Genomic DNA, 14,765 nt, shown 5'->3' on the forward strand with positions numbered 1-14,765 from the left:
ATATGATTTTATACCTGAATAAAAGGAAAAAAGAAAAGAGAGGCAATTCTCTCTTTTCTTTTACTTAAATATACCATCCACCATTTACTCGGATAATTTGGCCGGTAATATAATATGCTTTTTCACTAGCCAAAAAGGCGATGACATTCGCTACGTCCTGAGGGTTACCGAATATACCTGAAGGAATTTCTTCTAATATAAGATTTCGTGATTCTTCGTCTAGATGAGCATTCATTTTCGTATCAATGAAACCTGGAGCGACCACATTCACCGTTGTTTTCTGCATGGCAACCTCTTTCGCATAAGCCTTAACGAAAGCATGCTGAGCACCCTTGGCAGCAGAATAGGCAACTTCATAGGAAGCACCTGTCTCACCCCAAATAGAGCCGACAAAGATGATTGAGCTATGTTCATGTTTACGTAGCTTCGGAGATAACTTCCCAACTAAAAACATTGGATGCTCAATATGAACTTGGAAAAGCTTCTGAATCTCATTTAAAGCAGTTTCCTCCAGTCCTTTATACAAGCTATGCCCTTGGGCAAATACTACAGATTGCAATGAGAATATAGAATTTGCCATTATTTCTATTGCATTAGAGTCTGAGAGGTCAGCTTGAATAGATATAAATTCCTGTTCAGGATAAGCAAGATTCAAAGTAGTTAATAGTTCATCCATTTTTTCTTTGTTGCTAGCAAAATGAAGGTATAAGGACCATCCCGACTCTGCCAGGCTATGGCTGACTGCAATCCCTATCTCTCCAGATGCTCCTACTACTAACGCAAATCTTTTATCCATTATTTGTTTCTTTCGAAGGAATAATCTTAAATACGGTATGTGTATTTTCGTCCTTAAACGCTTCAAAAGCTGTTTTAACCTGCTCCATTTTCAGATTTTCTAAAGCAGGCACTACGTCGAATAAATTCATATCATTAAATTTATAGCGCGTAAATTGGTTTGCAATATATTCAATAGAATTGAGCGCTCTCAAGAAATGCCCGATTTTTTTTCTTGTAATTTGTTTTAAGTCTTTCTCTTCAAATGTCCAATTTGTTGCGAACTTGTTAATAGTTTCTTTTATACTCTGACTAAGTTCATCCACGTTAGCAGTATCTGAACCAATCATCGCAAAACCATACCCTTCTTCCATCGAGAAGTCTGCGCTGTAGGATTCATCGATTAGTCCTTTTTCATAAACATCTTGGAAAAAGGCGGAGGTTCTACCGAATATAAGTTCAACAGCAACTTGCATTGCCAACTCATAGTTTAGCATCTCTTCCCCAGTAATATTAACATTACTCGATTTGACACCGTATAGAAGCTTGGATTTTTGGACATCCATTTTTAATGTACGCTCTTTTTTATCCACCTGCGTTTGCTCCTCTGGATAAAAACGAACAATTTCCTCCGGAGCTTTAAAATCCTTCTTCGCTTGATTATCTTTTACAAATTCCATCATCTCTTTAGGATCTACTGCTCCCACTACGAACAGCACCATATTAGATGGGTGATAGAAAGTATTGTAGCACTCGTATAAATGTTCCGCTGTAATATGGCTAATTGACTCGATTGTTCCTGCTATGTCAATTTTCACCGGATGCTCCTTATACATATTTTCAATCGTTCCAAAGTATAAACGCCAGTCCGGCTGATCATCGTACATTGTAATCTCTTGGCCGATTATACCCTTTTCCTTTTCCACCGTTTGCTCAGTAAAATATGGCTCCTGTACAAAATCAAGAAGAGTTTTTGTGTTTTCTAAAATATTGTCAGTAGAAGAAAACAGATAGGAGGTTCTAGTAAAGGAAGTAAATGCATTAGCAGAAGCCCCGTTTTCACTAAATTTTTGAAAAACATCCCCTTCTTCTTTTTCAAACATTTTATGTTCTAAAAAGTGGGCTATTCCGTCAGGCACTATGACAGGATCTTTTTTTCCAAGTGGGATAAATTCTCGGTCAATTGAACCGTATTTTGTTGTAAAGGTTACATAAGTTTTAGAGAAGCCTTTCTTTGGCAAAATATAAACATTTAATCCATTGGAAAGTTCTTCATGGTAGAGCGTTTCTTCTAATTGTTCAAAGTGAGTTTTATTCATTGTCTGCACCGTCCTTACTAGATAAGAAATAGACAAATTCTTTTTGGATGTTTGTTGCCATCTCTTGAATTTGCTCCTTCGTTACTTTTTCCCACTTAGCTGTCCAGTTCTCCACTGTGAAGGATTCATCAAGTTCTTTATATTGATCATAGATTTCTATTTGTGCCCTAGCAGAGTCAAGGGATTCTTTTAGTTGGTTTTTAAGCATTGATTTTGTTTGATTGATTTCTAAATCTGTTATTTCTCCATTTTGCATCTCTTTTAACTGTTCGTCTATCAATGCTACAGCTTTTTCCTCTACTGTAGGATCAATCCCTGCAAGAACAAAAATACGGCCATAAAGAGAAGAAAAGCTACTAGAAGCATAATATGCCATACTTTCCTTTTCACGCACATTCATAAATATTTTTGAATGTGCAAAGCCTCCCAAAATACCATTAGTAATTTGCATGATTGGAAACTCTTTAGAGTAAAACGTGACTGGAGTACGGTAAGAAATATGTAATTTCCCCTGCTTCATGTCTTGTTTTTCATGGACAAAATCTGTGTTGATAGTTGAAACAGCACTTTCGGTTTCTTTAGGGATGTCTGCAGAACGGCCTTCAAATGGGAAATACTCTCCAATTTTAGCTTTCATTTCTTCTACATTTACATCTCCTACAATATAAATTGACAGTGGTTCTTTTGTCAGCAAAGTTTGATGCATTTCTACCAGCTGCTCATTAGTCACTTGTTTTACTGTTTCCACATTACCATTTGCACTAATAGAGGCAGGATGGTTGGGTAAAATATTCTCAAGTAATCTTTGTTGTGCAAAGCGGGTTTTGTCATCATACATTGACTGGATACGCTCTATAACTTGCTCTTTCTCTCTTTTTACTACTGACTCTACAAATTTCCCGTTGTCCAAGTTCGGTTTAAAAAGAACTGTCTGCAGTAATGAAAGTACCTCATCAACTACAGTTTCATTGGACAAATATGCGTCGTTTACCGTTTCAGCATTTAAAGAAAAAATATGGTTTAAACCCTTTTTAGATGTATCAAAATATAAAATAGCTCCAAATAATTCATCTAATCGCTTTCTAAAAGAAGCGTAGGTAGGATATTCTGCATTACTATACTGCAGCACATTTGCTAAGACAGCACGAATAGCTGCTGTTTCTACAGTTAATGGTTTTTTCCATTTAAAAGAAATATTAATGGTCTTAAATTGCTCAGTAGGTCTTATATAAAGCTGAACACCTTTGGCTAATTCAAAATGTTGAAACATGAAAATAATTCCCCCTTTTTCTTTCTAGTGTTGCTCATATACCTTTTCACTATACATCTTCTAATTATATCAATACAAACAAAAGGGACCAAATGATTGGTCCCTTTTACATAAATAAGATTATTTTATTAGTTGTCCCATTTATTGCCCAAAAACTTACTAGTTGAATCAATTTCAAAAGTCATTATTATATGAAAATAACTCAATTAATATATTTTTATCTATTCCCTTTAATGTATGGAATTCCACTTGCTTTAGGTGCATTAGCTTTTCCTATGAATCCAGCTACAGCAAGAATAGTTAATACATACGGTAAAATGTGTAAATAAAAGCTTGGAATTTGATCAATGTAAGGAATTTGACCTCCTACAATACTTAATGCTTGTGCAAACCCGAAGAATAATGCTGCTCCTAGTGCACCAAGCGGATGCCATTTACCAAAAATCATAGCTGCTAGTGCCATGAATCCTTGACCGTTAATTGTTGTATGACTGAATTCCCCAGAAATTGATTGAGAATAAACAGCTCCACCAATACCTGCTAACATACCAGATAGTACTACGGCAATATAACGCATTTTCTTAACATTAACTCCCATTGTATCTGCAGCCATCGGATGTTCACCTACAGCACGAAGACGAAGTCCAAATGGAGTTTTATAAATAACAAACCAAGCAAGAATTGCTACTGCAACAGCTAATATAGAAGTAGAGTAAACATCCTTAAATAACATTGGACCGATTATAGGTATTTCACTTAAACCAGGGATATCAAAACGGATAAAGCGTTCTTCAATATAATCTGTTTGTCCTTTGTCATAAATCATTTTTACAGAAAACAAGGCAATCGCAATACCTAGCATGTTAATTGCTACCCCTGAAATCGTTTGGTCAGCTCTAAATGAAATAGAAGCCACCGCATGAAGTAATGCAAATAGACCAGAAACAAGCATTGCTGCAATTACAGCAACCCACGGAGTCATAGAACCAAAAGTATCTACAAACGTTAAGTTAAAAATAATCCCGATAAAGGCACCCATAACCATCATACCTTCAAGTCCGATGTTAATCACACCTGATCTTTCAGAGAAAACTCCTCCAATAGCTGTGAAAACCAAAGGGGCTGCATAGAAAATTGCTGATGGAATAATGAAATATAATACGTCTAAAAAGCTCATTTAGTTCGCCTCCTTTTTCTTACTAATCTTTTCAAGGAAATAGCGAATGACATATCCACATGCAACGAAGAAAATAATAATCGCAATAACGATTGATACGATTTCTATTGGTACTCCCGCTGCGTTCGGCATATTGGTTGCTCCATATTTAAGCGAGCCAAATAATGTAGCACCAAAAATTACTCCTAGAGGTGTATTCGCCCCAAGTAAAGCTACGGCGATTCCATCAAATCCGATACCAGTAAAGGCACCCTTTGAGCTTGCGTAACCAAATGTACCCAATGCCTCCATAGCCCCAGCTAGACCAGCAAAAGCACCTGAGATAACCATTGATAGAATAATATTCTTAGAAACATTCATCCCAGCATACTCTGAAGCATGTTTGTTGAAACCTACTGATTTCAGTTCATAACCAGTAGTTGTTTTTTCTAAAATAAACCACATAACTAAAACCATTGCTAGCGCAATGAAAATTCCGTAGTGTAAACGAGAGTAATCAGTAATGCTTTGGAAGAAAGCGGATGTAAGTGAAGCTGTTGGTTTAATCGCTTCGGTACTGTCTCCGCCATCCGCAACAATTTTAATAAGTGCATTAGTTGTATGGAGTGCAATATAGTTCATCATAATCGTTACAATTACTTCATGAACTTGTAGCTTTGCTTTTAATAACCCCGGAAGGAAAGCCCATAACCCACCTGCAACTGCTGCTGCAAGAACGGCTAAAGGAAGATGAATATACATCGGTAGGTCAAATGCAATTCCAACATAAGTAGCTGCAAACCACCCTACTAGTAATTGACCTTCTACACCGATATTAAACAAACCTGTTCGGAATGCAAATGCTACCGCAAGCCCTGATAATAGGTAAGGTGTAATTTGGCGTACTGTTTCACCCATTCTATAAGCGTCACCAAATATACCTTCCCATAACGCTGAATATCCTAGTATAGGATCATATCCACTTACTAGCATGACAATCGCGCCGACGATTAACCCTAGTATTACAGAAATAACAGGGACAAGTATATTTACTACTCTATTCGACATGCTCTACATCCCCCTGTTTGTTGTCTTTGTTTCTAGTTTGTCCAGCCATTAATAGACCAAGCTCTTGCTCAGTAGTTTCTTTAGGAGAAAGTGTATCTACAATTTGCCCATCATAAATAACGGCAATACGGTCAGATACATTCATTACCTCATCTAATTCAAACGAAAGAAGTAAAACTGCTTTTCCTTTATCTCTTTGCTCTATTAAACGCTGATGAATAAATTCAATAGCTCCTACGTCAAGACCACGAGTAGGAAGTGCTGCAATTAAAAGCTCAGGATCACGGACAACCTCACGACCAATAATAGCCTTCTGTTGATTACCTCCAGATAAGGATCGAGCTAATGTGTGCTCTCCTTGTGTACGAACATCATATTCTTTAATAATTTTTTGAGCTAAATTAGAAACTTTTTTATAATTAATGATTCCTCTTTTAGAAATAGGCTCTAAATAATAGGTTTGTAGTGCAATATTATGACCGATTGGAAAATCTAAAACTAAACCATGCTTATGTCTATCCTGTGGTATGTGTCCTACTCCCGCCTCAGTTACTTTACGAGGCTTTTTGTTTGTGACATCTTGTCCATTTACAAAGATAGATCCGCTTTTAGATTTACGAAGACCAGTAATGGCTTCAATTAACTCACTTTGACCGTTCCCATCAATTCCTGCAAGTCCTAGAATTTCACCCTTACGAACAGTTAAGTTTAATCCTTTTACCTTTTCAATCCCACGGTAATCAGTTACCACTAACTCCTTAATAATTAACGCTTCTTCCTTAGGAGTAGCTTCTCCCTTAACTGTTTTAAATTCGACCTGACGACCGACCATTAGAGATGCCAATTCATTTGGATTTGTTTCTGCTGTTATTACAGTCCCAATCCCTTTACCTTTACGAATAACTGTCACTCTATCAGAAACATCCATAATTTCCTTTAGTTTGTGAGTTATTAGAATAATAGATTTACCTTCTTTAATAAGGCGCTTCATAATTTGTATAAGCTCATTAATCTCTTGTGGAGTTAGTGAAGCAGTTGGCTCGTCAAAAATAAGGATCTCCGCTCCACGATAAAGCGTTTTCAAAATTTCCACCCTTTGCTGCATTCCAACTGAAATATCTTCAATCTTTGCATATGGATCTACGTTTAATCCATAAGTTTCTGATAGCTGTTCAATTTTACGTGCAGCATCTTTAATATTAACTACTCCGCCACTTGTCGGCTCGTTACCTAAAATAATATTTTCAGTAACTGTAAAATTTTCTACTAACATGAAATGCTGATGAACCATGCCAATTCCAAGATCATTAGCAACATTTGGATCGGTAATTTTTACAGAATTACCTCTAACTTTTATCTCTCCGCCTTCAGGCTGATATAGACCAAATAAAACATTCATTAGAGTGGATTTTCCTGCTCCATTTTCACCTAAAAGAGCATGTATTTCTCCCTTCTTCAATTGAAGGGTTATATTATCATTTGCTACAAACGATCCAAACTCTTTCCGAATGCCTAGCATCTCTATTACATAATCCAATGAATTCACTCCCTACTTGAATACTAGTACTAAATTAATACAGGAAAGACTTTAAATATTTAAAATCTTTCTTCTACTAATTTAAAATATCATAAAGACCGAGCAAGTCGGTCTTTATGATGTTAAGTCAAATTATTCTACAGTTTCAGGAACTACGATTTCACCAGCAGCAATCTTTTTAGAATACTCATCAATTTTTGCTAAAACATCATCCGGAATAGCTCCGCGAGAATCAGCAAGTTGAACGCCTTCTTCAGCTAAACCGTAAGTAACTGTTTTTCCACCAGGGAATTTACCATCCATTGCTTCTTTTGCAATGTTTTGTACTGCAACATCTACACGTTTTTGCATAGAAGTAAGTGTTACGTTAGTATCTCCAACTGCACCCTCTTCGTATTGGTCAGAGTCAACTCCGATTACCCATACGTTAGCATTAGCATCTTTAGTTTTACGTTCTTTTGCTTCAGCAAATACACCATTACCAGTACCACCAGCTGCGTGGAAAATAATATCTACGCCTGAAGAGTACATACGATTAGCTGTTGTTTTACCAAGAGCTGCATCATCAAACTTACCAGTATATTGAACGTCTACTTTAATAGATGGATCAACTGCTTTAACACCTTCAAGGAATCCTGCTTCGAAGCGTTCAATAACAGGAATCTCCATTCCACCAACAAAACCAATTTGTTTTGATTCAGACATTAATGCTGCAGCAACTCCTGCAAGGAACGATCCTTCTTGTTCTTTAAACATTACAGAAGCTACGTTTGGAGCATCAACTATAGAGTCAATAATCGCTAATTGAGCATCTGGTTGTTGACTAGCAATAGTTCCAATTGGCTTTTCCATCAAGAAACCGATACCATAAACTACGTCAAAATCACGACGAACTAGGTTAGTAATGTTATTGATGTAATCTGCATCAGATTGAGATTGAAGATAATCATAACCGCCATCACCTTTTTTAAGGCCATGCTCTTTACCAAATGCTTCAATACCTTCCCAAGCTAGTTGGTTAAATGATTTGTCATCTACTCCACCAACGTCAGTAACCATTGCTAAAGAGAAATCTACTTTTTCTTCTGTTCCGTTACCAGCATTTGAACCTTCGTCAGTTTTTGATCCTTCGTCTTTAGAACCACAAGCTCCAAGAATCGTACCAGCAGCTAATACAAGTGATAAGCCTAAACCAAATTTACGTTTTGTCAACTTGAAAACCCCCATTATTTTTCTTCTTAGCAGGAACTATTTCTACACCCTTTTCCGAACTACATGAAAGCTAAATTTATCAGCTCGAAAATAATTTTTCGAATATAAAACTACACGATCATTCTCATCATAATGAAGTTGTTTTAAAACTAGCAATGAAGTCTCTGGTTCACAATTTAAAGTCGGCGTAGCTACTTCATGATATCCCACTGGATCAATGTAAGCGACTGCGTGCGAAATACGAATGTCCCCTGTTTCCTCCAAAGCAGTAAAAATGGATCCTTCTTTTCTAATTAGAAAATCCGTCGGCAAATAATCTTGTGGAACTTTATCGACACAATACACTACTGGCTCATCGTCTGCAGTTCGGACACGTTCCATCGTGACGATAGTTGCATCCTCCACACATTGGAAACGTTTGCTATCATCCTCCGAAGCAGCTGATTCCATAGAACTAAGGTAAATAGTACCAGGCTCCATGCCTGCGTTTCGAATCATCGTCGAAACACTGGAGAGCTGTTCAATCCCCGATGTAAAAACTGGCTTTGAGTTAACAAAGGTTCCTACGCCATGTCTTCTTACGATAATATTTTCTTCCTCCAGCACACGTAGAGCTTCACGTAAAGTCGCTCGACTAACCCCAAGGAGCTTGGCTAATTCAAATTCAGAAGGTAATTTCTCCTTTTCTTTGAATATCCCCTTTTCAATGTCTTGTTTAAGACGATCGATCACTTGTAGGTACAAATGCCTTTGATCCATTTTTATTGTCATTTAAAACACCACCATTATGAAGAGATCAGACCTCTGATGTAAAACTTTCCTACTAATCAGTACATACTATAACATTTTTAATCCTTTAAATAAATACTTTATTTTCGAATATTAGAAAAGAATTTATACTAATATTATATAAATGTAATCATTTTGTCATAATATATGGATTAATGTGTGATACTAATTGCCAAAAAGCTTATAAACACTGAATTCTTCGATATTTGTATTCTTTACTTTATTTTAGTCTAAAAAAGTTTTTTTGGATAGAGAATTATAATTCAATTGGATGTTAGTAATATCACAGGTATACTTTTATCGAAATATAGATTTAGTAATTTCACATTTTTTTCTAAAGTGCTTATATATAAAACACAAATAAAAAAGATAACCGAGAAAATGCCTCTCGATTATCTTTCTTTAGTTTTCTAATAAAATTTGCTTCGTATTATAAAAATCGAGCATTAAAATAAGTCTTCTATACGCTTTAATTTCTCACAGAGTATCTTGGTCATACTCTTGTTTCGATATTAACACTTGTCTTGGCTTACTTCCTTCATAAGGTCCTACGATTCCACCCAGCTCAAGCTGATCAATTATTCGAGCTGCTCTAGAATAACCTACACGGAAACGTCTTTGTATTAAGGAAACAGATGCCGTTTGCATTTCCATAACCAACTGCGCAGCATCATCGTATAAATCATCACGATCCAGCTGCTCTTGTGATTCTTCCACTTCATCTGGAATCATTTCTTCTTGGTAATTGGCCTTTTGTTGTTCAATTACAAAGTCGACAATTCTTTCCACCTCGGCATCTGATAAGTAAGCTCCCTGTACTCGAACCGGCTTAGAGCTTCCTGCTGGCAGAAATAACATATCCCCTCTACCAAGCAGTTTTTCTGCGCCACCCATATCTAGAATAGTTCGAGAATCTACGGATGAAGATACTGCAAATGCAATTCTTGAAGGTATATTAGCTTTGATAATACCTGTAATAACGTCAACACTTGGTCTTTGTGTTGCTATTATTAAATGGATTCCTGCCGCACGAGCCATTTGTGCAATTCGTGTAATAGAATCTTCTACATCACTTGAAGCTACCATCATCAAGTCAGCCAGCTCATCTACAATTACTACAATAAACGGGAGCTTTGGATGCTTCTCTTCATTTTCCTCATTCCATTTTTCAATATGATCATTATAGCCTTGGATATTACGAGTTCCTGTATGAGAGAACAGGTCATATCTTCTTTCCATCTCAGAAACGATTTTCTTTAGTGCCTGTGATGCTTTTCGCGAATCGGTTACTACAGGTGCCAATAAATGTGGAATGCCATTATAGACATTTAGCTCAACCATTTTAGGGTCAATCATCATCATTTTCACTTCATGCGGTTTTGCTCGCATCATGATACTTGTAATAATCCCATTAATACATACACTCTTCCCGCTTCCAGTAGAACCTGCCACAAGTAGATGGGGCATTTTGTTTAACTCGGCTAATACCGCCTGTCCTGTTACATCTCGGCCAAAACCTATCAATAGCTTTTGGCTCGGCTTATTGTTCTCTTTTGCTTCCAATACCTCTCTCAGGCTGACTATTGCCACCTCTTTGTTAGGTACTTCTATCCCTACAGCAGATTTTCCGGGAATTGGTGCTTCAATTCGAATATCTCTAGCTGCTAACGCCAGTGCTAAATCATCATGAAGGCTCACAATTCTACTAACTTTGACACCTACGTCAGGTAGAACTTCATATTTAGTAACCGCTGGACCTAGGTGGACCTGCATAACCTTAGCTTTTACACCAAAGCTTAAGAAAGTTTGCTCCAATTTTTTAGCATTAGCTTGTATAGCATTTAACTCTCCACTTTGGTCATTATGCTCTGGAGAATCCAACAGATTAATGCTAGGCAGCTGATAATCTTCATTTTCAAGTTCATCAGCATCCATGTTAATCTCTATAGGTTCAGTTGGTTCTGTTTGTTCAGCAGGATCTTCTCTTCTCGTAATTCTTTCAGTGAATGCAGAGATAATAGGAGCGGATGCTACTTCTGGCTCTTCCTGTTGCCCAGGATTCATGTCATGTATAGTAACAGCTTGCTCAGCCTCTTCCTCTACTGCATCCTTACGAGATCTGCGAGAAACTCTTTTGGTCTCTGTTGCTGGTTTTTGCTTTTCCTTTTTCGCTCTTTTCTTAAAGCTTTCTGCCATCTTAGGTGATATCTCTACTAAGTAGGGAACTAATGCTTTTCCAGTTAATAAAACGATACCAATTAAAAGTAAGAGCCAGCTAATAACTTTAGCACCTGCAGAGTCAAACAACACATGAAATGATGCAAACAATATAGCACCAATCATACCTCCGCCAAGTGAGCTACTTCTGTTTGAAATTCCTCCACTTTCAACTAATACTCTATAACTTTCCCTTAATACAGAGTTTGACATTAATGCCTTTCCTTCAAACAATTGCTCAAAGAGTGCTAAATGGCTAAATATTAATAAACTGCTCAAAATAAATGCACCGCTTAACAGCAAACGATGATTCCATGGTGGAAACGTTTGTTTTATCATAATTATAAAAGCATAAATAACGAACATAAACGGTATTGCAATATGCCAGTTACCAAATAAGAAATAGCCTATATACGCGAAAACTTCGCCAACTAGGCCATATTCAAAGAAAGAAATTACAGCGATTCCCAATATGAGAAGTCCTATAATTTCAAACATTAATGGATGAAGTGATTTTTTCTTATTTTTTTTGACTTTCTTTTTAGTTTTCTTCTTTGCCACGAATGTCACCTACTTTGTTTAAAAATAATCTTTTCCAATAGCATGCACTTAACAGGTAAAATATAACAGCTTCAGAAGATAAAAAAGATTTCCTTCCACAATGGGAAAGGAAATCCTGATTTAAGATATCAATATTCCATTATAATTGGAATAATCATCGGACGTCTCTTCGTTTGTTGGAATAAATATGAATTTAGCGTATCACGGATTTCTTGTTTAATGTTTGTCCATTCAAACGTTTCTTTATTCACATATTTTTCAACAATTGTTCTTACTAATTTAGCGGATTCATCCATTAACTCTTCTGATTCTCTTACGTATACAAAACCTCTTGATAGAATCTCAGGTCCTGAAGCTATTTTCTTTTGAGCACGGTTAAGAGTAATTACTACGATAAAGATTCCGTCCTGAGATAATAGTTTACGGTCTCTTAAGACAATGTTACCTACATCTCCAACGCCAATCCCATCTATTAGAACGTTGCCAGCTTGTACTCTTCCACTCATTCTAATTTTTCCATTTTTGTATTCTACAATATCGCCTTTATCAGCTATAAATATTTCTGACTTTGCCATCCCCAAGTCCTGAGCCAATTTAGAATGAGCTATCAGCATACGATACTCCCCTTGAATTGGAATAAAGTATTTAGGCTTTGTGAGGTTTAACATCATTTTTAAATCCTCTTGACTACCATGTCCTGATACGTGGACATTTTTACTAGAGGTCAAAACTTTTGCTCCAGCTTTTGCGATAAGATTCATCGTATTAAATACTCCAACTTCCATTCCTGGAGATGGTGTAAATGTTATAAGTACAGTATCCGTATCTTTAATCTTAATATCCTTATGATGCTTGCGAACCATTTTCTCTAAAGCCTCTAAAGGTTCTCCTTGATTACCAGAAACGATAATTACAATATCTTCATCGTTATATTTAGAGATTTCTTTTATCGGAATCATAGTTTCTTCTTGGACAGTAAAATAACCTAAGTCTAAACCTATAGCAAAGATATTCTCTAAGCTTTTTCCTGCAATAGCAACTTTTTTGCCAGTCTCAGCAGCTTTGTCAAATACCTGTTGAATTCTTATAAAATTGGATGCATAAAGAGATACAAGAATACGACCTTTAGCAGCGTGGAATGTTTCTGATAATTGGTTTTCAATAACTGCTTCTGATGTTGTATATCCGGGTCTTTCTGCTTCTGTTGAATCAGACATGAGGATAAACACGCCTTCTTCTCCTAGTCCTGCCATTTTTGCTATATCTGGGCGGTATTTCCCTCTAGCAGATTGATCAAACTTAAATTCTCCTGTATGCACAATAGCACCTTCAGAAGTATGGAATACGATACCTAAAGAATCCGGGATACTATGTGTTGTGTGAAAAAATGTTACGTGTGTGTTTTGGAAGTTCATTCGACTTTTATTTGTTACTTCAAAATACTTTACTTGTTGCTTTGCTGGCATTGTCTTTACATGAGTTTTTGCTAAAGCAATAGTTAGCTTGGAGCCATATACAGGCGCTTGAATCTTTTGCAGTAAATAAGCAATAGAGCCAATTGCGTCTTCATGTCCATGCGTTAAAAAGATTCCTTTAACCCGATCTTTGTTTTCCTCTAAATACGTAATATCAGGAATGACGATATCAATACCCAACATTTCGTTTTCCGGGAACATAAGACCGCTATCTACTACAAAGATTTCATCGTCTATTTCTACTACGTACATCGCTTTACCGATTTCGCCAACTCCACCGAGCGGTATAATACGAATAAGTTCATTTTTAACTTTTACCAATTCTTTTCCTCCTAATTGTTAACCCGACCAACATCCACTATTTTTTATTATATCGGACGTCACCGTTTCACACAAATAAAAAAAGCTGAAGGTTGAATTCTTCAGCTTTTCACGTAATTACTTGGCTTCTAAATATTTCTCCCAAACATTATCAAATTCCAGCTTTTCTTCCTTTGTCATTTCTACTAATGGAAGTCTTAAAGATCCAGTTTCAACTCCAATTTTAGTAAGTGCATATTTCACTACTACTGGATTCGGATGTTGGAACAACGCTTTAATCACAGGTAGTGTTTGTTGATGTATTTTAGCAGCCTTCAAATGCTCGCCTTGACGGAACAGTTGTATCATTTCTTGCATTTCTTTCCCTATTACATGGGAAGCAACCGATATAATTCCAGATCCCCCTATTGCGAGCAATGGTAAAGTCAATCCGTCATCACCACTATATACAAGGAAATCATCATCCGTATCCGCTAAAATTTTTGTCATTTGATCTAAGCTGCCACTAGCTTCTTTTACAATTTGGATCGATGGAATTTTACTTAGAGCCACAATCGACTCAGGCTCCAGATTAACAACTGAACGCCCTGGAATATTATATACTACAATGGGAATTGAAGTCGCAGATGCAATTGCTTCAAAATGTGCAATCATTCCACGCTGATTCGGCTTGTTGTAGTAAGGAGTAACAATCATTAAAGCATCTACTCCAAGAGCTTCTGCCTTTTGAGAAAGTTCTATAGATGCAGCTGTATTATTGCTACCTGTTCCAGCGATAACTGGTACTCGATTGTTTACTTTTTCTACTACAAATTGTATAAGCTTTAGTTTTTCATCTGTCGATAGTGTTGGAGATTCACCTGTTGTACCACTTACTACTAGGGAATCTGTTCCGTTTGAAAGCAAGTGCTCTAAAAGTTCTTCGGTTGCACGAAAGTCAATAGTACCGTCTGCGTGAAACGGAGTCACCATTGCTGTAGAAATATTTCCGATATTCATTGAATTACACCTCTTATCAAATTCGCCTTTTAATAAAAGCACAAGCACTTATGTCTGCCCTGACTAG

General features: G+C 36.6%; 11 protein-coding genes. All 11 read right to left on the minus strand.

Annotated features, from left to right (window positions below; translation table 11 throughout):
* Nucleotides 1–64: 64 nt before the first annotated feature.
* On the minus strand, nucleotides 65–796 hold the full coding sequence (gene ymfI, locus D0S48_RS05155) for an elongation factor P 5-aminopentanone reductase (protein WP_151110494.1): 732 nt from the start codon (nucleotides 794–796) through the stop codon (nucleotides 65–67).
* Nucleotides 789–2,093 carry an EF-P 5-aminopentanol modification-associated protein YfmH gene (gene yfmH, locus D0S48_RS05160; protein WP_151110496.1) on the minus strand — a complete coding sequence of 435 codons (1,305 nt, stop codon included), beginning with the start codon at nucleotides 2,091–2,093 and terminating at the stop codon, nucleotides 789–791. Before yfmH ends, ymfI begins: the two co-directional genes overlap by 8 nt.
* Nucleotides 2,086–3,363 (minus strand): EF-P 5-aminopentanol modification-associated protein YfmF, encoded by a 1,278-nt coding sequence (yfmF, locus tag D0S48_RS05165; protein ID WP_151110498.1) that lies wholly within the window; start codon nucleotides 3,361–3,363, stop codon nucleotides 2,086–2,088. The genes yfmH and yfmF overlap by 8 nt, the downstream gene beginning before the upstream one ends.
* A 217-nt stretch (nucleotides 3,364–3,580) precedes the next feature.
* Nucleotides 3,581–4,540, minus strand: coding sequence for an ABC transporter permease (locus D0S48_RS05170; RefSeq protein WP_144538109.1), 960 nt, complete (start codon nucleotides 4,538–4,540; stop codon nucleotides 3,581–3,583).
* On the minus strand, nucleotides 4,541–5,587 hold the full coding sequence (locus tag D0S48_RS05175) for an ABC transporter permease (RefSeq protein ID WP_144538108.1): 1,047 nt from the start codon (nucleotides 5,585–5,587) through the stop codon (nucleotides 4,541–4,543).
* Nucleotides 5,577–7,124: an ABC transporter ATP-binding protein gene (locus tag D0S48_RS05180; RefSeq protein WP_144538107.1), complete on the minus strand. Its 1,548-nt coding sequence runs from the start codon at nucleotides 7,122–7,124 to the stop codon at nucleotides 5,577–5,579. Before D0S48_RS05180 ends, D0S48_RS05175 begins: the two co-directional genes overlap by 11 nt.
* A 132-nt stretch (nucleotides 7,125–7,256) precedes the next feature.
* A complete protein-coding gene (locus D0S48_RS05185; RefSeq protein WP_151110500.1) occupies nucleotides 7,257–8,336 on the minus strand; it encodes a BMP family lipoprotein in 1,080 nt (359 codons plus the stop codon).
* Between the two features lie 42 nt (nucleotides 8,337–8,378).
* Nucleotides 8,379–9,107: a GntR family transcriptional regulator gene (locus tag D0S48_RS05190; RefSeq protein WP_144538105.1), complete on the minus strand. Its 729-nt coding sequence runs from the start codon at nucleotides 9,105–9,107 to the stop codon at nucleotides 8,379–8,381.
* Nucleotides 9,108–9,602: 495 nt separating this feature from the next.
* Nucleotides 9,603–11,912, minus strand: coding sequence for a DNA translocase FtsK (locus tag D0S48_RS05195; RefSeq protein WP_370455726.1), 2,310 nt, complete (start codon nucleotides 11,910–11,912; stop codon nucleotides 9,603–9,605).
* A gap of 119 nt (nucleotides 11,913–12,031) precedes the next feature.
* Nucleotides 12,032–13,699 carry a ribonuclease J gene (locus tag D0S48_RS05200; RefSeq protein ID WP_151110502.1) on the minus strand — a complete coding sequence of 556 codons (1,668 nt, stop codon included), beginning with the start codon at nucleotides 13,697–13,699 and terminating at the stop codon, nucleotides 12,032–12,034.
* A gap of 117 nt (nucleotides 13,700–13,816) precedes the next feature.
* Complete coding sequence (gene dapA, locus D0S48_RS05205; RefSeq protein ID WP_151110504.1) at nucleotides 13,817–14,698, minus strand: 4-hydroxy-tetrahydrodipicolinate synthase; 882 nt, start codon at nucleotides 14,696–14,698, stop codon at nucleotides 13,817–13,819.
* Nucleotides 14,699–14,765 lie beyond the last annotated feature (67 nt).

The sequence above is a fragment of the Psychrobacillus sp. AK 1817 genome (assembly GCF_008807035.1).
Classification (GTDB): Bacteria; Bacillota; Bacilli; order Bacillales_A; family Planococcaceae; genus Psychrobacillus; species Psychrobacillus faecigallinarum.

Excerpts from the sequence above, each read along its gene's own strand:
- yfmF (WP_151110498.1), bottom strand. The coding sequence starts at position 3,363 with ATGTTTCAACATTTTGAATTAGCCAAAGGTGTTCAGCTTTATATAAGA.
- ymfI (WP_151110494.1), bottom strand. The coding sequence starts at position 796 with ATGGATAAAAGATTTGCGTTAGTAGTAGGAGCATCTGGAGAGATAGGG.
- D0S48_RS05170 (WP_144538109.1), bottom strand. The coding sequence starts at position 4,540 with ATGAGCTTTTTAGACGTATTATATTTCATTATTCCATCAGCAATTTTC.
- dapA (WP_151110504.1), bottom strand. The coding sequence starts at position 14,698 with ATGAATATCGGAAATATTTCTACAGCAATGGTGACTCCGTTTCACGCA.
- D0S48_RS05190 (WP_144538105.1), bottom strand. The coding sequence starts at position 9,107 with ATGACAATAAAAATGGATCAAAGGCATTTGTACCTACAAGTGATCGAT.
- yfmH (WP_151110496.1), bottom strand. The coding sequence starts at position 2,093 with ATGAATAAAACTCACTTTGAACAATTAGAAGAAACGCTCTACCATGAA.
- D0S48_RS05175 (WP_144538108.1), bottom strand. The coding sequence starts at position 5,587 with ATGTCGAATAGAGTAGTAAATATACTTGTCCCTGTTATTTCTGTAATA.